Here is a 19228-nt window from a genome sequence, read left to right on the forward strand (position 1 = left end):
AGGCGGACATGCCGATGGAAAGCGTGCGCATCGTCGAGGTGGGACCGCGCGACGGCCTGCAGAACGAAAGACGGAACGTTCCGACTGCGAGCAAACTGGAGTTGATCGAACGGTTGGCCAACGCAGGACTGCGCGACATCGAAGTGACGTCGTTCGTATCGCCGAAATGGGTGCCCCAAATGGCGGACCAAGTTGAGGTGATGCGGGGTCTGCCACGTCACGCTGGCGTCAACTATTCCGTGCTGACGCCGAATCTCAGGGGCTTCGAGGCGGCGGTCGAAGAAGGCGCGACCGAGGTTGCCGTGTTCGCCGCGGCGTCGGAGGGCTTCTCGCAAAAGAACATCAACTGCTCGATCGATGAATCGATTGATCGCTTCATCCCGGTGTTCAAGGCTGCGAGCAAGACCGGCGTGAAGGTTCGAGGGTATTTGTCGTGCGTCGTGGCTTGCCCCTTCGACGGCCAGATCGCTCCGCAGAACGTGGCCGACGTAGCGCGGCGACTCTACGAGCTGGGCTGCTACGAAGTGTCGTTGGGCGACACCATCGGCACCGGCACGCCCGATTCGGTGTTGTGAATGTTGGAGGAGGTGGCTAGAGGGATCCCGGTCGAGCAGCTAGCCGGCCATTTCCATGACACCTACGGCATGGCCATCGCCAATGTGCATGCATCGTACGGCTTCGGCGTGCGCGTGTTCGACAGCTCCGTGGCAGGACTCGGTGGCTGTCCCTACGCCAAGGGAGCCACCGGAAATGTCGCCACCGAGGATCTCGTGTACCTGCTCCACGGGCTTGGCGCGCACACCGGCGTCGACCTGGAAGCGTTGGTGGATTGCGGCGCTTGGATCTCGGCCGAGTTGAACCGCGACAACGGTGCCAGGGTCGGCCGCGCCATCCTTTCGAAACGCTCGCCCGTGACGACGTATTGAGGTCAGCCGATCAAGTGAGATGCCACATGCCTGCCGAATGGTTAGGCCCAATTGAATAGGAGATATCAAGTGAAAGTTCTGGTACCGGTCAAACGCGTCGTTGATTTCAACGTCAAGGTCCGCGTCAAGTCTGATGGCACGGGCGTCGACATCGCCAACGTCAAGATGAGCATGAACCCCTTCGACGAGATCGCCGTCGAAGAGGCAGTGCGCTTGAAGGAGAAGGGCGTCGCCACGGAAATCATCGCCGTGTCCTGCGGTGATGCGAAGTGCCAGGAGACCCTGCGCACGGCCATGGCCATCGGTGCCGATCGCGGCATCCTGGTCGAGACCACCGAAGAGCTGCAACCCCTGGCTGTTGCCAAGCTGCTCAAGGCGCTGGTCGACAAGGAACAGCCCCAGCTCGTGATCCTCGGCAAGCAAGCCATCGACGACGACGCCAACCAGACCGGCCAGATGCTGGCTGCCTTGGCCGACCTGCCCCAGGCCACCTTCGCCTCCAAGGTCGAAGTGGCCGGCGACAAGGTCAATGTCACCCGCGAAGTCGACGGCGGCCTGGAAACCATCTCCTTGTCGCTGCCCGCAGTCATCACCACCGACCTGCGCCTGAACGAGCCGCGCTACGTGACCTTGCCCAACATCATGAAGGCCAAGAAGAAGCAACTCGACACCTTCAAGCCCGAAGACCTCGGGGTGGACGTCACGCCGCGCCTGAAGACCCTGAAGGTCTCCGAGCCGCCCAAGCGTGGCGCCGGCATCAAGGTGCCCGACGTGGCCACGCTGGTGGACAAGCTGAAGAACGAAGCCAAGGTGATCTGAGGAAGAACGACATGACCGTACTTGTTATTGCCGAACACGACCACGCCACGCTCAAGCCGGCGACCCTGAATACCGTGACCGCGGGCATCGCTTGCGCGAGCGGCGATGTCCACGTGCTGGTGGCCGGCGCCAATGCCGCCGAAGCCGGCAAGGCTGCCGCCCAGGTGGCAGGCGTTGCCAAGGTGATCGTGGCCGACAGCCCGAGCCTGGCCGAGAACCTCGCGGAGAACGTCGCCGCTCAAGTCCTGGCCATTGCCAAGAACTACAGCCACATCCTGTTCCCGGCCACGGCCAACGGCAAGAACGTGGCGCCTCGCGTGGCTGCCAAGCTCGATGTCGCGCAGATCAGCGACATCACCAAGGTGGACAGCCCCGACACCTTCGAGCGGCCCATCTATGCGGGCAATGCGATTGCCATCGTGCAGAGCAGTGACCCGATCAAGGTCGCGACCGTGCGCACCACGGGCTTCGATGCGGCCGCAGCCACTGGCGGCAGCGCAGCGGTGGAAACCGTGGACGGCGTAGCCGACAGCGGCAAGAGCAGCTTCGTGGGCCGTGAAGTGACCAAGAGCGAACGCCCTGAACTGACGGCCGCCAAGATCATCGTCTCGGGCGGCCGGGCGCTGGGCAGTGCCGAGAAGTTCACCGAAGTGATGGCGCCCCTTGCGGACAAGCTCAACGCAGGCCTCGGTGCGAGCCGTGCGGCCGTCGACGCAGGCTACGCCCCGAACGACTGGCAAGTGGGACAGACGGGCAAGATCGTCGCGCCGCAGCTCTACATCGCAGCCGGCATCTCCGGCGCGATCCAGCATCTGGCGGGCATGAAGGACTCCAAGGTGATCGTGGCGATCAACAAGGACGCCGAAGCGCCGATCTTCTCGGTCGCCGACTACGGCCTGGAAGCCGACTTGTTCACGGCCGTGCCCGAATTGGTCGCCGCCGTCTAGATAGAGACACCTCCATGGCCTTCCTGCGTCAGTGCCTCTGGTCGAAGTTATGAGCAAGGGGTCGTGCTCCATGGACCGAGTCGCGGGGTCATCGAACAAGTCGGTCCCGTTGTCCGCATGGGCGGCGCAGGCGCCATGAGCCAAAGTGATTTCTTCCGCAAATAGGCCGAGCGCCTTTGGGTTTCGTTGTGCGCGCGCGACGCATCCCGCAACGATTGGAACGAGGGCCCCGGCGCGGGCAATTAAGATCATGCAGATGTGCACCCACCCAGAGGTGGCGGTCCGCAGCGGTACGAAATACCGTCTAGCGTTTCATTTTGCGAGCCATAGCGCCGCACATGCAAGGCCCCTCGCGAGGGGCCTTTTTTGTGGCCGGGCTGACAAGGGCGGTAAGCCATGATTGGAAATTCGTCGTTCGCAGGGCTGGGCAACTCGTCCTTCGCCAGCCTCACGCCCGCGCCGGCCTCGGCCGACGAGGCCGAGCCGTGGGTGCGCGGCGAGCTGATCCGCAGCCTGATGCGGGCCTCCCGTGGCTCCTACCTGCTGGCGGCAGCGCTGATGCCGGCGATGGTGGGGCTGAGCTGGGGGCACGTGCCGCCATGGCAACTGATCGTGTGGTTCTGCATCGGCATCGCCGCCACGGGCTGCCGGATCTGGGGCGAGCAGCTCTACGCACGGCACTACGCCGACCGGGATTCGGCCGCGCAGCAGTACTTCGTCGAGCGCTATCGCTGGCTCTGGAGCACGAGCGCGTTCGCCTGGGGCCTGTCGATACTGATCTTCTTCGAGCGCACGCCGCTTGTGAACCAGTTCATGAGCTGGCTGATCGTCGCCGGGGTGGCGACCTTCCCACTCAACGGCCTTGCCTTGCATCCGCCGCTGCTCAAGCGCTACGTGAACACGCTGTTCTTCACGATGCTGGCGGCGATCCTCCTGCGGATGATCGAGCTCAATTTCGAGCGTCCGCATTTCCACTACGGCTTCCTGATGCTGCCCGGACTGCACTGGTGGCTCCTGCTGCGTGCGGGCCGGCGCATCCACGAAACGGCGCGCAACAGCTTCGAACTGCTCTTTCACAACCACATCCTGATCAACTCGCTCACGCAGCAGCGCCAGGCGGCCGTCTCAGCCGTCGCGATGAAGAACCGCTTCCTCGCCAGCGCCGCGCACGACATGCGTCAGCCGGTGCTGGCGCTCTCGCTCTATGCCGACTGGCTGCGCAACGAACCCGAACTCGTCGCCGAGATCGCACCGAAAATCGTGCGGGCCACGCACGCGGTCAACGCGCTCTTCGATTCGCTCTTCGATCTGGCACGGATCGATTCAGGTCAGGTGAGGTTGCACATCGAGCGCGTCGACGTCGCCCAGCTGCTGCACGATCTCGAACTGCAATACCGCCCCGTCGCGGAAGCCAAGGGGCTGGCCTTCCGCATGCACGTGACCCCAGGCACCGTGCTGACCGATCCGATCCGAGTGCGCCGCATGATCGGCAATCTGCTCGCCAATGCCATCAAGTACACGGCCGAAGGCGGCATCCTGCTGGCATCCAGGCAGACCCGCGACGGCCTTCGCGTGGAGGTGTGGGACACGGGTATCGGCATCGCGCGCGAGCATCTGCGCGACGTGTTCCTGGAGTTCTACAAGGTGGCCGACCATGCCGGCACCTCGGACGGCTTCGGCCTGGGCCTGGCCATCGTGGCGCGCCTGTCGCACGCATTGGGACACCCCGTCAGCGTCCGATCGCGCCTGAGCCGCGGCAGCGTCTTTCGCGTCGCACTGCACGACGCCGACGAGACCCAAGCCCAAACCCGCATCTCAGGGGCCGTTGGCTAGGGGTCGCGTAGCGTGCCCCTTTGATGAGCCGCCGCGGAACCGGCTTCGCCGGGCCGCAGGGCGGCGGTCAGCCAGAAAGCAAGCCGTTCGTGCGGGCGTGGTGGAGGGCTTGGGTGCGGCTCTTTACACCGAGCCTGCGGAACAGCCGCCACAGGTGCACCTTGACCGTGTGCTCGCTGATGTCCAGCTCCGTCGCGATATCGCGGTTGCTCATGCCCTGGTCCAGCATCGCGATCAGCTGGGTCTGGCGCTTCGACAGCTTGCTGTTCGCAGCGGCAACGGGCTCCTCGGCGTCGGTATCGGCCATCAGCAGCCCACGCAGCGCCGCGGTGAGTTCGGCCGAGCTGGCCGACTTCTCGATGTAGGTATCGGCACCGGCTTCGATGCACGCTTCTTCCATATCGGCCGACGGCGATGCGGAGTACACCGCGATCGGGACGTCCGGATAGGCACGCTTCACCTCGACCACGCCGGAAACGCCCGTGGTGTCCGGCAGCTTCAGGTCAAGGCAGAAGAGGCCCGGCGCACCGTGCTGCTTGACCGCGGCAGCCAGCTTGTCCAGCCGCTCGAGCTCGACGATGTTCTCAGCCGGACGTAGGCGCCGCAGCACCATCACGATGGCGTCGCGCATCAGGGGGTGGTCGTCGATGACATAGATACTCATGGTTTTCTCACTGTGTCCGCAGGTCGGGGATGGCCCATCGCCGCGTGTTGGCTGTCACTTGAATTAGCTCCCGCTTGCTGCGTCGGCAGCCAGCGCCTCCAGCGCGGCAGATGCCGCACTTGTTCCTTCATTGTCGATGGGCTCGAGCTGTGCGGCGAGTAGGGCAAGTGCGGCCCCGCGCTGCTCTCGCAGCATGCCGATCGCACGACCCGCTTCCTGCGGTGACGCGAACCCCCGGCTTTGTACCAGTTGCGCGCCGCTCGCATCGAGCAGCTTGAAATAGAAAAGCCCATCGCTCTCGCGGTACTGCTTGAAACTCGGGCGTGCGACCTTGGCCGCCTTCTGCCTTGCAGTCTTGTCCTGGGTCGCCAGATTGCGAAGGCCGACCGCGTGGCGCAGCTCGGCCATGAACGGACGCGAAATCTCGCGTGCCTTGTCGGCACCGGCGCGCAGGACCTTCTCGATCTGCGCCGGATCGTTCAACAGGGCTTCGTAGTGCTTGCGCATCGGCGCGACCTCGCGGTCGATGCGCTCGAACAGGATCTGCTTGGCGTCGCCCCAGCCGATACCGTCGGCATAGGCCTTGCGCAAGGTCTCGGTTTCCTCGCTGTCCGCGAAGGCCTGGTAGATCTGGAACAGGGCGGAGCCTTCGGTGTCCTTGGGTTCGCCGGGCGCGCGCGAGTCGGTCACGATGCCGGCGATCAGCTTCTGCAACTGGGCGCGCGGCGTGAAAAGCGGAATCGTGTTGTCGTAGCTCTTGCTCATCTTGCGGCCGTCGAGGCCGGGCAGCGTGGCCACGGCATCGTCGATCTCCGCCTCGGGCAGGGTGAAGTGCTCGCCGTAGAGATGGTTGAAGTGCTGCGCCATGTCGCGCGCCATTTCGATGTGCTGGACCTGGTCGCGGCCCACCGGCACCTTGTGCGCGTTGAACATCAGGATGTCCGCGCCCATCAGCACCGGGTACATGAAGAGGCCCGCGTTCACGTCGGCATCGGGGTCGTCGCCCTTTGCAGTGTTCTTGTCGACCGATGCCTTGTAGGCATGGGCGCGGTTCAGCAGGCCCTTGCCGGTGACGCAGGTGAGGAACCAGGTCAGCTCCGGGATCTCGGGGATGTCGGACTGCCGGTAGAAGGTGACGCGCTCGGGGTCCAGGCCGCAGGCCAGCCAGGTTGCCGCGATTTCGAGGGTCGAGCGCTGGATGCGCGCAGGTTCGTCGACCTTGATCAGCGCGTGATAGTCCGCCAGAAAATAGAAGCTCTGCACATTGGCCCGGCGGCTGAAACGCACGGAATGGCGCACCGAGCCCACGTAGTTGCCGAGGTGCGGCGTACCGCTTGTCGTGATGCCGGTGAGGAAGCGAATGGTTTCGGGAGAAGACGAGGCCATGGGAGAAGACTCAGCGGATCAGGGCGGCGATGGGCGTGAGCAGCAGGTCGATGGCGCCGTAGCCGAAGCCCATCAACGGCCTCAGCCAGTAGGTGCTGACGATGCCCGCGAGGACCAGACCCATCACGATGAAGAAGCCATAAGGCTCGATGCGCGCCAGAAAGTTCTGCGCGCCGCCGCGCGGAAGCAGGCCAGCCAGCACGCGGCCGCCGTCGAGCGGGGGCAGGGGAAACAGGTTGAAGGCCCACATCACGAGGTTCACGAGCACGCCGCCCTGCGCCATCTTGATGAAAAAGGGTTCATTGATGCCTGCTCCGACGAGCCCGTAGAAGAACAGGGCCCAGATGATCGCCTGGATGAAGTTGGATGCGGGGCCGGCCAGAGCGACCCAGATCATGTCGCGCTTCGGATTGCGCAAATGGCCGAAATTGACCGGCACCGGCTTCGCATAGCCGAACAGGAAGGCGCCCGAAGTCGCGAAGTACAGCATCAGCGGCATCAGGATCGTGCCGATGGGGTCGATGTGCTTGATGGGGTTGAGCGTCACGCGGCCGAGCACGTAGGCCGTGTTGTCGCCCAGGTAGCGCGCCACGTAGCCGTGCGCGGCTTCATGCACGGTGATCGCGAAGATCACGGGCAGTGCGTAAATGAGGACGGTTTGGATGAGGTTGGAGAAATCCACCGCTGGATTGTCTCAGACCGTTGCCTGTCCCCTGCGGGACTCAGAGACCGAGCACCGCGAGCGGTCCGCGGCCTTGCCGCACCAGCACGGGATCGCCGCCCGTGCCCATCGGCGTGAGGTCGACCACGGTGGTCGGTTCCGAGGGGCAGGCGCCGGAGTCGATCACGGCGCCGATCTGCTTTTCGAAGCGCTCGCGGATCTCAGCGGCGTCGTTCAGGGCCTCGGTTTCGCCGGGAGGGATGAGCGTGGTCGCCAGCAACGGCTCGCCGTGCAGCATGAGAAGTTCGCCGAGCACCCTGTGGTCGGGCACGCGCAGGCCGATGGTCTTGCGCTGGGGATGGCTCACGCGCCGCGGCACTTCCTTGGTGGCTTCGAGGAGAAAGGTGTAGGGGCCAGGCGTGGAGGCCTTCAGGAGCCGGTATTGCTTGTTGTCGACCCGCGCGTAGTTGGAAAGCTCGCTCAGGTCGCGGCAGATCAGCGTCAGGTGGTGCTTCTCGTCGACCTGGCGAATGCGCCGCAGTTGGTCGACCGCATCCTTGTCGTCGAGATGGCAGGCCAGCGCGTAGCTCGAGTCGGTCGGCACGGCGACGATCTCGCCGCGCGCAAGCAGCGCCACGGCCTGCTTCAGCAGGCGCTGCTGGGGATTGTCGGGATGGACTTCGAAGTACTGGGCCATGGCGTCACTGGATCTGGAGGTGCAAAGTATCGGGCTTCAGGACTCCGCCGGCTCGATCGGCACGCGACGTTCGCGCACCGTGAGCCAAGCGCCGGCGGCGCCGCAGATGGCGATCAGCGCCATGCCGGTTAACGAGATCGTGTCCGGAATCTGCGAAAACATGAGCCAGCCGCCCAGCATCGCGAACGCGATCTGCGCATAAAGATAGGGCGTGAGCGTCGATGCCGGCGCGCGCTGGTAGGCGAGGATCAGGATGAAGTGGCCCACCGTCCCCATGAACCCCATGAGGCACAGCAACGCCCACCAGTGCCACGAGGGCAGGGTCGTCCACGCGAAGGGCAGCGCGACCGACGCGAGCAACGCGCCCACCCAGCCGGTATAGAAATGCATCGTGAGTGGGTTCTCGGTGCGTGCCAGCTTGCTGGTCAGCACCTGGAACCAGGCGTTGGTCAGCACCAGCCCGATCGGCAGCAGCATCGCCCAACTGAACGCCTCGCCGCCCGGCCGCAGAATCACGAGCGTACCGGCGAAACCGCCCGCTACCAGGGCCCAGCGCAGTGGCGACACCTGTTCCTTGAGGGTGGTCGCGGCCAGCAACGTGATGACCAATGGCGCGATCAGCACGATCGAGGTGAACTCCGCCAACGGCATGTAGCGCAGGCTCAGGAAGGCCAGCGTGCTCGACGCGAGCAGCAGGGCACCGCGCAGCAACTGGTATTTGGGGTGCTGCGTGCGCAGCAGTCGCGGGCCGTGCTTCGGCAGCAGCACGAGCGTCGTCGCGACCGCCTGGAAGGCATAGCGCACCCAAACGCCCATTAGGATCGGCACGGCAGCCGTCGAGAGCTTGGTGGCGGTGTCCAGCGTGGCAAAGCACGCGACGGCGAGCAGCACCAGTCCGATGCCGGCGAGTATGCGCTCCGATTCGAGATCGCGCGTGATCTTTCTCGCGGCGGAGCCGCCGCTCTCCAACGCAGTCACTGGATGCGGTGCTCCAGCAGTTCCCACACCGGGGTGAGCTTGCCCGGGAGCCAGGGCAGCTTGCCCAAGTCGCAATGGCTTTCGTCGGGACTATGGAAATCGCTGCCTCGCGAGGCAGCAAAGCCGAACTCCAGCGCCTTGTCCGCGTATTCGACGTACTCGGCGGGCGTGTGGCTCCCGGTCACGACCTCGATCGCCTTGCCGCCATGCGCCTTGAATTCGACAAAGAGCGCGTATTCCTCATTGGCGGTGAACTTGTAGCGGCCGGGATGGGCGATCACGGCGAGCCCGCCCGCGGCGGTGATCCACTGCACCGCGTCCTTCAGCGTGGCCCAGCGGTGCGGCACGTACCCGGGCTTGCCCTCGGTGAGGAACTTGCGGAATACCTCGGAGGTGTCCTTGCAGTGGCCCGCTTCCACCAGAAACCGGGCGAAATGGGTGCGCGAGATGAGTTCGGGATTGCCAACGAACCTGAGCGCTCCTTCATAGGCGCCGTGGATGCCGACCTTGGCCAACCCCTCGGACATCTCCTGCGCCCGCTTGCCGCGGCCGCCGCGTGTGTCGTAGAGGCCTTCGCTCATGGCCGCGTCGTCGAGGTCGAAGCCCAAGCCCACGACGTGCACGGTTTCGCCGGCGAAGGTGACCGAGATCTCGGTGCCGGTGAGGTACTTCATGCCTTGCTCGCGGGCCGCGGCCGCCGCCCGGTGCTGGCCGCCGATTTCGTCGTGGTCGGTCAGGGCCCACAGCTCGACGCCATTGGCTGCTGCGCGGGCCGCCAAAGCTTCGGGCGTCAGCGTGCCGTCGGATACCACGGAGTGACAGTGCAGGTCGGCGTTGAGGATGGAAGTCACTCCGCGATCTTATTCTTTCTCGAAAAGGCTTGCAGAGCGCATGGCGTCTGCGGAAGCTGCTACCAAATGGATAGCACTTGTGCGGCTCCGGCCTTGCGGATGCCGCCGTTGCCCCTCAGCGCTTCTTGCGGAAGGCCACCCATGCCGCGACAGCCGTGAAGCTCAGCACGATGGCCACGACGATCCAGAACCCATGCTTGTGCTCGGCCAGTGGAATGCCGCCCACGTTCATGCCGAACAGCCCGGCGAGGATATTGATGGGCAGCGCCAGCACCGTCACCACGGTGAGCACGAACAGGCTGCGGTTGTTGTCCTCGTTCACGTTGTCGGCGATCTCTTCCTGCAGGAGCTTGATGCGCTCCTGCAGAGCGCCCATGTCGCGCAGCACCACTGAAAACTCCTCGGTCGAGCCGCGCAATTCCTGGGCATCGGGCTCGGCCATCCAGGCGGGCGGGTTCTGAAGCAAGCGGAAGAGGGCGGCCGGCTCTGGTGCCAGGAGGCGCTGCAGCCGCACGAGCACGCGGCGCAGCACGCCCAGCCGCGCGCGCTTGTGATCGAGACGGCCGGCCAGCAGTTCGTCCTCGATGCGGTCGATGCGCGTCGTCACGCCGCGCACGATGTTTACCAGCACGTCGGCCTGCACCCGCAGCAGGTGTTCGAGCAGTTCGGTGCTGGAGCGCGGCGCGTCACCGGCCTTCACCGCCGTGCGCAGCGCATCGACCGAGCGCAGCGGCTGCGTGCGCGCCGTCACCACCAGGCGCGGGCCGACGCTGATCCACAAGGTCGAGATGTCCGAGGGCTCGAAGCTGAATTCGAAATGCACGTCGTTGATGACGGCGATCAGCGAGTCGTCGGCGCGCTCGATGCGGGTCGAGTGCAGTCCTTCCTTGAGCGTCTCGAAGAACAGGTCGGAGAGACCGGCATGCCGCAGCAGCCAGCGTTCGGCCTGCGCATGGCTCAGGTTGAAGTGGAGCCACATGTAGGCACCGCCTGTTTGCGGGCCCGCATTGCCGTGCCGGGCGAGCCATTCGGCGGCCTGCGGCGAATCGACGGAGCGCGACGGCTCGGGCGAGTCCGCATCGAACAGGTAGCCGCAGATCAGTCCGGCTTCGTCGCTTCCATACGCGCCGGCCATTGAAACTCAGGGTGTCCTTGTCATGAACGCGCCATCCTGGCCGGGGCGTGTGTCAGCCGTGTGACGACGCCGAGTGGGCACACTTTCTGTCACATGACAGTCATGCTGCGGGATGAGCATGCGGTTTTACCTTGCCTTCATCCAGAGAACGACCATGACGCTGCCCACCACCCTCGGAGACCAGGACGACCTGATCGAGCGCATCGCGCGCGACCTGATCGACAGCTATGACGAGGAGATCGAACTCGAACTCGAGGACCGCAGCCTCGACGAGCTCGAATCCGGCAGGATCACCGACAAGGCCGGCCGGCAGGCCTATTTCAAGGAGCTGTTTCGCCTTCAGGGCGAGCTGGTCAAGCTGCAGGACTGGGTGCAGCACAGCAGGCAGAAGGTCGTGATCCTGTTCGAGGGGCGCGATGCGGCTGGCAAGGGTGGCGTGATCAAGCGCATCACGCAGCGGCTCAATCCCCGCGTGGTCCGCGTGGCCGCGCTGCCGGCGCCCAACGACCGCGAACGCACCCAGTGGTATTTCCAGCGCTACGTGGCGCATCTGCCCGCTGCGGGCGAAATGGTGCTGTTCGATCGCAGCTGGTACAACCGCGCGGGCGTCGAACGGGTCATGGGCTTCTGCACCGACGACGAATACGAGGAGTTCTTCCGCACCGTTCCAGACTTCGAGCGGATGCTGGTGCGATCGGGCATCAAGGTCATCAAATACTGGTTCTCCATCACGGACGAAGAACAGCACATGCGCTTCCTGGGCCGCATCCACGACCCGCTCAAGCAGTGGAAGCTGAGCCCGATGGACCTGGAATCCCGCCGCCGCTGGGAGGAATACACCAAGGCCAAGGAGACGATGCTGGACCGCACCCACATCCCCGAGGCACCTTGGTGGGTCGTGCAGGCGGTCGACAAGAAAAAGGCCCGCCTGAACTGCATCACCCATCTGCTGGGCCAGTTGCCCTACCAGGAGGTCGAACACGCGCCGATCACCTTGCCGGCGCGCGTGCGCAATGAGGACTACCTGCGCCACCCGGTGCCGGCCGACATGTACGTTCCCGAGGTGTATTGACCCCGAGCGGCCGGCCGGATGGGCGGCTCGTTTGGGTGGAAAGGTGCGGTCGAAGCTGCTACCGTGCGTCGACCGACCCACGCGCACTTCGATGCCCCGCCGCCTCCTTTCCCCGCTCACGCGTGCCTATCAGCGCAACCTCAAGGCGCTCACCAAGGCCACGTTGGGTAGCAGCAAGCGCATCGCCAACCAGGTCCAGCGCGCGGCAGCGAAGCAGCTCAAGCCGCCGCCCGGCGGCGGGGACTGGCTTCCGGGCGTGGCACTGGGTCCGGCCGGCGCGCGGCGCTATCACGTCTACCGTCCGCCGGACCTGCATCTGCAGCTCGGCGAAAAGCTGCCCCTGATGGTCATGCTGCACGGCTGCGGCCAGACCGGGCGCGACTTTGCCGTCAGTACCCGCATGAACCGGCTCGCCGCGCGAGAACGCTTCCTGGTGCTCTACCCCGAGCAGGACCGACTTGCCAACGCGCAAGGCTGCTGGAACTGGTACGACCGCCGCTCAGGCAAGGCCGACGCCGAAGCGGCGACGCTGATCGCGGCGATCGACCAGGTTCAGATGCTCTATCCCGTGGACCGTGAGCGCACGGCGCTCGCCGGTCTTTCGGCCGGCGCCAGCATGGCGGCCCTCCTGGCGACGCGGTATCCGTTGCGCTTCAAGGCACTGGCCATGCACTCCGGCGTGGCGCCCGGCGCGGCCAAGTCGCCCGCCACGGCACTCGGCGCCATGCGGGGGCAGCACGTGCCGCCCATGCCGGCGACGGCGGTGGGCAAGGCCATAAGCGCCGCAGCGGCGTTCACGACGCTGCCGCCCCTGCTGATCCTTCATGGCGATGCCGATACCGTCGTGTCGGCCAGCAATGCCGGCAGCACCGCCGAGGTCTGGGCCGTGGCCACCGGCGCACGGCCCGGCACGAGCCGGGTGCTGCAGCGCGGCAAGCGCCACGCCATGCGCATCACTGACTACACGCGCCGGGGCCGTACCGTGGTCTCGTTGTGCGAAATCGCGGGGCTCGGGCATGCCTGGAGCGGTGGCGTGCCTAGCATGCTCTTCACCGACGCCTCCGGCCCCGACGCGACCAAGCTCGTGTGGGCGTTCGCGTCGCGGCAGTTCCGGTTGGCCGGGGAACCGCAGTAGAGTGGATGCGCGAGGCTCCAGCCCATGCCCCTCATCTCCTACGACGCAAGCCGATCGGCGCTTTATTCGCCCGAGCGGCATGAGGCGTTGTTCGAGCAGGGCCGCAATTACACGCCCACGCAATGGGCCATCGAGGCTTCCCGGCTGGCGTACTACCGCGCCGAGACGTCGGAGGCCGAGCAACTGCGACTGACCGACGCGCTGGCCAACGCGGGCTTCGGTGCCCCGACGCTGTTCCTGGACGGCGCGACCTTTGCGTTCGGCACCTTGCATGCAGGCGACCGCAGTGCGCTCATCGCCTTCCGCGGCACCCAGCCCGATGAAATCCGCCACCTCGCGACCAATCTGCAGGCGCAGCAGTCGGCTTGGAGCGAAAGCGGCGGCCGAGCGCACGCCGGCTTCGCCAAGGCGGCACGTGGCGTCATGCCGCAGTTGAGCGAATGGCTGGCGGGCGAGGGAATCAGCCGAAGCCGCCTGATCCTTGCCGGCCACAGTCTGGGTGCGGCGCTCGCCACCTTGACCACGACAGTGCTGCGGCCGGAATTGCTCGTTACGCTCGGCTCACCCCGCGTGGGTGACGCGGATTTCGTGGCGGCGCTGGCGGAGACGAACATCGTGCGCCTCGTCGATGGATGCGACGTGGTGACGCAGTTGCCGCCGGCCCTGTCGTTCTATGCGCATGCCGGCGCGGTGACTTACATCACCTGCCTGGACGGCGTCTGCGTCGACGATCCGGCGCCGCCCATGATCGAGGCAGATCGCATCGAGGGCCGCGCCCGCTTTGCGACGGAACATGCATGGAAGCCCGGCGCCGTGCTGCTGCGCGAGTTGGCGGACCACGCACCGATCAATTACGCGCGAGGGTTCTTTTAGAGCCTTCTAGCTCGCCCCCAGCCTTGCCCGCTTCGTGTGGCTCGGACACCCCCGGCAGGGGGTGGGAGGGCTACACGCAGTGAGCCCGACCTGGGGGCGAGCAAACCCCCGTACGCCACCCGGCGTATTCCCGCCCCGAGACCTCTTCCGCAGACTCCTCTCCATCGTTCACACCACAACAGGAGAAGGAAGTCACCATGCAACGTCGTTTCACCCTCAAGGCGCTCACCGCCGCTGTCGCTCTGGCGAGCCTTTCTGCCGCGCCTGCTTTCGCACAGGACACCATCAAGGTCGGCGTGCTGCACTCGCTCTCCGGCACGATGGCCATCTCGGAGACCGTGTTGAAGGACACGGTGCTGATGGCCATCGATGACATCAACGCCAAGGGCGGCGTGCTCGGCAAGAAGCTCGAGCCCGTGGTGGTCGACCCGGCTTCCAACTGGCCCCTCTTCGCTGAAAAGACCAAGCAGCTGCTCGGCCAGGACAAGGTTTCGGTGATCTTCGGCTGCTGGACCTCGGTCTCGCGCAAGTCGGTGCTGCCGGTCGTCGAGGAAATGAACGGCCTGCTGTTCTACCCCGTGCAGTACGAAGGCGAAGAACTCAGCAAGAACGTGTTCTACACCGGTGCCGCGCCGAACCAGCAAGCCATTCCGGCCGTCGACTACCTGATGAGCAAGGAAGGCGGCGGCGCCAAGCGCTGGGTGCTGCTGGGCACCGACTACGTCTATCCGCGCACCACCAACAAGATCCTGCGCGCCTACCTGAAGAGCAAGGGCGTGGCCGACAAGGACATCGACGAGAAGTACACGCCCTTCGGCCACAGCGATTACCAGACCATCGTCGCCGACATCAAGAAGTTCTCGGCCGGCGGCAAGACCGCAGTGGTCTCGACCATCAACGGCGACTCCAACGTGCCCTTCTACAAGGAACTCGGCAACGCCGGCCTGAAGGCCAAGGACGTGCCTGTGGTCGCCTTCTCGGTCGGCGAGGAAGAACTGCGCGGCGTCGACACCAAGCCGCTGGTCGGCCACCTGGCCGCGTGGAACTACTTCATGAGCATCAAGAACCCGACCAACACGGCGTTCATCAAGCAGTGGAGCGACTACGCCAAGGCCAAGAACATCGCCGGCCACAAGGACAAGCCGCTGACCAACGACCCGATGGAGGCCACCTGGATCGGCATCCACATGTGGAAGCAGGCGGTCGAGAAGGCCAAGAGCACGGACACCGACAAGGTCATCGCCGCGATGGCCGGCCAGACCTTCACGGCCCCCTCGGGCATCGTCTCGAAGATGGACGAGAAGAACCACCACCTGCACAAGAGCGTGTTCATCGGCGAGATCAAGGCCGACGGCCAGTTCAACGTGGTGTGGAAGACGCCGGGTCCGGTCAAGGCCAAGCCGTGGAGCCCGTACATCGAGGGCAACGACAAGAAGCCTGACCAGCCTGCCGGTAAATCGCTCTAACCCCCAGCCTCGCCCACTTCGTGGGGCTCGGACACCCCCTTTCGGGGGGGCAACACCAGCGGGCCGGCAGAGCCGGCCCGCGGTGTTTCTGGAAACTGAGAACGGCCGTCACACATTTATGCGTCTTATCTACCTCTGCGCAGCGGCACTGTTGCTGCTGACGAACATTCCGGCCCATGCGCTGACGACCGATGAGGCGAAGGCCATCGCTTCCGGCGAATCCGAGGCCCGCATCGCGGCGCTGAACAAGGCCGTTGTTTCGGCTGACGAGAAGACCGCTGCCTTTATTCAGGCCATGTCGGACGACGCGGTCAAGTTCACGGCGGACAAGGTGTTCGTCATCAAGGACGACAAGGCGTTCGACCCGGTCACCGGCTTGGAGCAGAAGCTGCCCGACGATGCCGAGGACGTGGTCAACAACAACATGATGCGTGGCGCGCTCGACGCGGCGCAGGCTGCGCTCAAGCTCACGAGCAAGGACGACGCGGTGCGCGCGGAAGCGGCGCAGGCGCTGTTCAAGGAGCCCGACGAGTCGCGGTTGCCGTTGGTCGAGAAGGCGCTGGCTGCCGAAACGAATCCGAAGATCAAGGCACAACTCGAACTGGTGCGTGCAGCCAGCATGCTCAGCAGCGCGGACAAGGGCAAGCGGCTGGTCGCGGCCAAGGACCTTGGAGAGAGCCGCAGCCCCGACACCAAGCTGCTGCTCAACCAGCGCCTCGCCGAAGAGACCGAAGCGGACGTCAAGGCGGCCATCGTCTCGTCGATCAGCAGCATCGACGGATCGCTCGTCTGGGGCGACCGCATCAACGCGATCTTCAGCGGCATCAGCCTCGGCTCGGTGCTGCTTCTTGCCGCTCTGGGTCTCGCCATCACCTACGGGCTGATGGGTGTGATCAACATGGCGCACGGCGAATTGATGATGATCGGCGCCTACGCGACCTACGTCATGCAGGGCATCTTCCAGCGCTACTTCCCGGAGTCGGCCTTCGGCTGGTACCTGGTCGCGGCGATCCCGGTCGCCTTCCTCGCTTCGGCCCTGGTCGGTGCGGTGCTCGAACGCGGCGTGATCCGCTTCCTCTACGGCCGGCCGCTCGAAACACTGCTGGCCACCTGGGGCATCAGCCTGATGCTGCAGCAATTGGTGCGTTCGATCTTCGGCGCGCAGAACGTCGGTGTCGAGAACCCGGCGTGGATGAGCGGCGGCTTCACCATGCTGAGCAACGTGACGCTGCCATGGAACCGCATCTGCATCATCATCTTCGCGGGCCTGGTGCTGCTCGCGATGGGATGGCTGATCGGTCGCACGCGGCTCGGCCTGTTTGTGCGCGGCGTCACGCAGAACCGGCCGATCGCCTCCTGCATGGGCGTCAACACGGCGCGCATCGACACCTACGCCTTCGCGCTGGGCTCCGGCATCGCGGGGCTTGCGGGTTGCGCGCTTTCGCAGATCGGCAACGTCGGCCCGGATCTGGGCCAGAGCTACATCGTCGATTCGTTCATGGTGGTCGTGATGGGCGGTGTCGGCCAGCTCGCCGGAACGGTGTACGCGGCCATGGGCCTGGGCATTCTGAATAAGTTCATCGAAGGCTGGGCCGGTGCGGTGCTCGCGAAGATCGCGGTGCTCGTCTTCATCATCATCTTCATCCAGAAGCGTCCGCAAGGAATCTTCGCGGTGAAGGGCCGGAGTGCCGAGGCATGAGCAAAGTCGTACTTCCTTCCAAGGGCCCGCTGCTCAGCGGCAAGGGCTGGACCACCTTCTTCGTCGTGCTGATCGTCGTCTGCGCCCTCGCGCCCGTGCTCAACATCGTGGTGCCCCCCGGCGGCGCGCTGCACATGAGCGACTACGCCGTGGCGCTGGTCGGCAAGATCATGTGCTACGCCATCTGCGCGCTGGCCATGGACCTGATCTGGGGCTACACCGGCATCCTCTCACTGGGCCACGGCCTGTTCTTCGCGCTGGGCGGCTACATGATGGGCATGTACCTCATGCGTCAGATCGGCCGCGACGGCAACTACAAGAGCGACCTGCCGGACTTCATGGTGTTCCTCGACTGGAAGACGTTGCCCTGGCACTGGACCTTCAGCGACAGCTTCATCGCCACGCTCATCCTGATCGTCGCGGTGCCGGGCCTGATCGCCTTCGTGTTCGGCTTCTTCGCCTTCCGCTCGCGCATCAAGGGCGTGTACTTCTCGATCATCACGCAGGCCATGACCTTCGCGGCGATGCTGCTCTTCTTCCGCAACGAGACGGGCTTCGGCGGCAACAACGGCTTCACGGACTTCAAGCGCATCCTGGGCATTCCGCTGGCGACGCAGGAGATGCGGATGACGCTCTTCGTGCTCACGGGCCTGACGCTGCTCGGCTTCTTCCTTTTTTCCAAGTGGCTGATCGGCAGCAAATTCGGCCGCGTGCTGCAGGCGATTCGCGATGCCGAGTCGCGCGTGATGTTCTCGGGCTACAACCCGCTGGGCTACAAGCTCACGATCTGGGTCATCTCTGCCGTCATGTGCGGCGTGGCCGGCGCGCTCTACGTGCCGCAGGTCGGCATCATCAACCCCGGCGAGATGAGTGCGGCCAACTCGATCGAGATCGCGATCTGGGCGGCGGTCGGCGGTCGCGCGACGCTGATCGGGCCGATCATCGGCGCCTTCATCGTCAACGGGGCGAAGAGCTGGCTCACCGTGGCCTATCCGGAATACTGGCTCTACTTTCTCGGCGCGCTGTTCATCGCCGTCACGCTGTTCCTGCCCAACGGCATCGTCGGGCTGGTGAAGAAATGGGCGACGAGGGAAAAGGCCCCGAGCGAAGCCCGTCGCGAGGTGCAGCGCGCCATGGCAACGGAGCAGGGTGTCGAGCCCGCTGCAACCACGCCGCCCCTTGTCGTCGAACCGAAGGGAGCACGCGCATGACCCCCGACCTGATGGACGCCGGCGCGGAACGCGTCGCCAGGCACATCGCCTTCGATCACGCACTTCAGACCGAATCGGGCGGCCGCGCGGCAGGCTACGGCCGGCACATGACGTCGGGCGAAGTCGACACGACGCACGGCCGCATCCTCTATCTCGAAGACGTGAGCGTGAGCTTCGACGGCTTCAAGGCGATCAACAAGCTTTCGCTCGACATCGCACCGGGCGAGTTGCGCTGCATCATCGGGCCGAACGGCGCGGGCAAGACCACGATGATGGACATCATCACCGGCAAGACGCGTCCCGACGAAGGCACCGTCTTTTTTGGCAGCACCATCGACCTGCTGCGCCACAAGGAAGCCGAGATCGCCCAACTGGGCATCGGACGAAAGTTCCAGAAGCCGACCGTGTTCGAGTATCTCACCGTGTTCGAGAACCTCGAACTGGCGCTCAAGACGGACAAGGGCGTGAAGGCGTCGATGCTCTTCAGGCTGGATTCGGCGCAGTGCGACCGGCTGGCTGAAGTGCTGCACACCATTCATCTGGAAGGCAGCGTGTTGCGTCTGGCGGGCAATCTGAGTCATGGGCAGAAGCAGTGGCTGGAGATCGGGATGCTGCTGATGCAGGACCCGAAGCTGCTGCTGCTCGATGAGCCCGTCGCGGGAATGACTGATGAAGAGACCGCGCGGACGGCCGAGCTGTTCCTGTCGTTGAAAGGCAAGCATTCGCTGATGGTGGTGGAGCACGACATGAGCTTCATCCGAACCATCTCGGAGATCGTGACGGTGCTGTGCGATGGGTCCGTGCTCGCGCAGGGAACTCTGGATGAGGTCCAGGCCGACGAGCGTGTCATCGAGGTTTATCTGGGGCGTTGAGGA

Annotated in this window: 17 protein-coding genes and 1 pseudogene; 11 read left to right on the plus strand and 7 right to left on the minus strand. The window is 65.0% G+C overall.

All coding sequences use genetic code 11. The features are described 5' to 3' along the window. Positions 1 to 8: 8 nt before the first annotated feature. From QTI04_RS30600 to QTI04_RS30615, 4 genes and pseudogenes are all read left to right on the plus strand, one after another. Positions 9 to 926 (plus strand): annotated as a pseudogene (locus tag QTI04_RS30600) (hydroxymethylglutaryl-CoA lyase). 69 nt (positions 927 to 995) lie between these two features. After that, positions 996 to 1745, plus strand: a complete 750-nt coding sequence (locus tag QTI04_RS30605) for an electron transfer flavoprotein subunit beta/FixA family protein (RefSeq protein WP_286618951.1) — start codon at positions 996 to 998, stop codon at positions 1743 to 1745. Positions 1746 to 1756: 11 nt separating this feature from the next. Continuing rightward, positions 1757 to 2692, plus strand: coding sequence for an electron transfer flavoprotein subunit alpha/FixB family protein (locus QTI04_RS30610; protein WP_286618952.1), 936 nt, complete (start codon positions 1757 to 1759; stop codon positions 2690 to 2692). Between the two features lie 396 nt (positions 2693 to 3088). Then, positions 3089 to 4525, plus strand: coding sequence for a HAMP domain-containing sensor histidine kinase (locus tag QTI04_RS30615; RefSeq protein WP_286603870.1), 1437 nt, complete (start codon positions 3089 to 3091; stop codon positions 4523 to 4525). 67 nt (positions 4526 to 4592) lie between these two features. Here QTI04_RS30615 and QTI04_RS30620 read toward each other — a convergent pair whose 3' ends face one another. From QTI04_RS30620 to QTI04_RS30650, 7 genes are all read right to left on the minus strand, one after another. Next, positions 4593 to 5189, minus strand: coding sequence for a LuxR C-terminal-related transcriptional regulator (locus tag QTI04_RS30620; protein ID WP_286618953.1), 597 nt, complete (start codon positions 5187 to 5189; stop codon positions 4593 to 4595). A 63-nt stretch (positions 5190 to 5252) separates the two neighbouring features. Then, the gene (locus QTI04_RS30625) at positions 5253 to 6575 is read right to left on the minus strand and encodes a tryptophan--tRNA ligase (RefSeq protein WP_286618954.1); all 1323 of its coding nucleotides are present in this window, start codon (positions 6573 to 6575) and stop codon (positions 5253 to 5255) included. A 10-nt stretch (positions 6576 to 6585) separates the two neighbouring features. Continuing rightward, complete coding sequence (locus tag QTI04_RS30630) at positions 6586 to 7257, minus strand: site-2 protease family protein (protein ID WP_286603867.1); 672 nt, start codon at positions 7255 to 7257, stop codon at positions 6586 to 6588. Between the two features lie 40 nt (positions 7258 to 7297). Then, positions 7298 to 7933 (minus strand): L-threonylcarbamoyladenylate synthase, encoded by a 636-nt coding sequence (locus QTI04_RS30635; protein WP_286603866.1) that lies wholly within the window; start codon positions 7931 to 7933, stop codon positions 7298 to 7300. Positions 7934 to 7969: 36 nt separating this feature from the next. Beyond that, positions 7970 to 8911, minus strand: coding sequence for a DMT family transporter (locus QTI04_RS30640; protein WP_286618955.1), 942 nt, complete (start codon positions 8909 to 8911; stop codon positions 7970 to 7972). Continuing rightward, positions 8908 to 9762, minus strand: a complete 855-nt coding sequence (locus tag QTI04_RS30645) for a 3',5'-nucleoside bisphosphate phosphatase (RefSeq protein ID WP_286618956.1) — start codon at positions 9760 to 9762, stop codon at positions 8908 to 8910. Before QTI04_RS30645 ends, QTI04_RS30640 begins: the two co-directional genes overlap by 4 nt. A 115-nt stretch (positions 9763 to 9877) precedes the next feature. Beyond that, a complete protein-coding gene (locus QTI04_RS30650) occupies positions 9878 to 10897 on the minus strand; it encodes a transporter (protein WP_286603864.1) in 1020 nt (339 codons plus the stop codon). Between the two features lie 154 nt (positions 10898 to 11051). Between QTI04_RS30650 and ppk2 the strand changes: the two genes are divergently transcribed. The 7 genes from ppk2 to urtD all read left to right on the plus strand — a co-directional run bounded on the left by ppk2 (position 11052) and on the right by urtD (position 19225). Beyond that, complete coding sequence (gene ppk2 / locus QTI04_RS30655; RefSeq protein WP_286618958.1) at positions 11052 to 11969, plus strand: polyphosphate kinase 2; 918 nt, start codon at positions 11052 to 11054, stop codon at positions 11967 to 11969. Between the two features lie 91 nt (positions 11970 to 12060). After that, positions 12061 to 13104 (plus strand): PHB depolymerase family esterase, encoded by a 1044-nt coding sequence (locus tag QTI04_RS30660; RefSeq protein WP_286618960.1) that lies wholly within the window; start codon positions 12061 to 12063, stop codon positions 13102 to 13104. A gap of 24 nt (positions 13105 to 13128) precedes the next feature. Next, complete coding sequence (locus tag QTI04_RS30665) at positions 13129 to 13977, plus strand: lipase family protein (protein WP_286618961.1); 849 nt, start codon at positions 13129 to 13131, stop codon at positions 13975 to 13977. 197 nt (positions 13978 to 14174) lie between these two features. Next, the gene (urtA, locus tag QTI04_RS30670) at positions 14175 to 15443 is read left to right on the plus strand and encodes an urea ABC transporter substrate-binding protein (RefSeq protein WP_286603859.1); all 1269 of its coding nucleotides are present in this window, start codon (positions 14175 to 14177) and stop codon (positions 15441 to 15443) included. Positions 15444 to 15561: 118 nt separating this feature from the next. After that, the gene (gene urtB / locus QTI04_RS30675; protein ID WP_286618963.1) at positions 15562 to 17142 is read left to right on the plus strand and encodes an urea ABC transporter permease subunit UrtB; all 1581 of its coding nucleotides are present in this window, start codon (positions 15562 to 15564) and stop codon (positions 17140 to 17142) included. Beyond that, positions 17139 to 18353, plus strand: a complete 1215-nt coding sequence (urtC, locus tag QTI04_RS30680) for an urea ABC transporter permease subunit UrtC (RefSeq protein WP_286618965.1) — start codon at positions 17139 to 17141, stop codon at positions 18351 to 18353. The genes urtB and urtC overlap by 4 nt, the downstream gene beginning before the upstream one ends. Then, entirely contained in the window at positions 18350 to 19225 is an 876-nt protein-coding gene (gene urtD / locus QTI04_RS30685; protein WP_286618967.1) for an urea ABC transporter ATP-binding protein UrtD, read from the plus strand. Before urtC ends, urtD begins: the two co-directional genes overlap by 4 nt. Positions 19226 to 19228 lie beyond the last annotated feature (3 nt).

The sequence above is a fragment of the Variovorax sp. J22R115 genome (genome assembly GCF_030317005.1).
In the GTDB taxonomy this organism is placed as follows: Bacteria; Pseudomonadota; Gammaproteobacteria; order Burkholderiales; family Burkholderiaceae_C; genus Variovorax.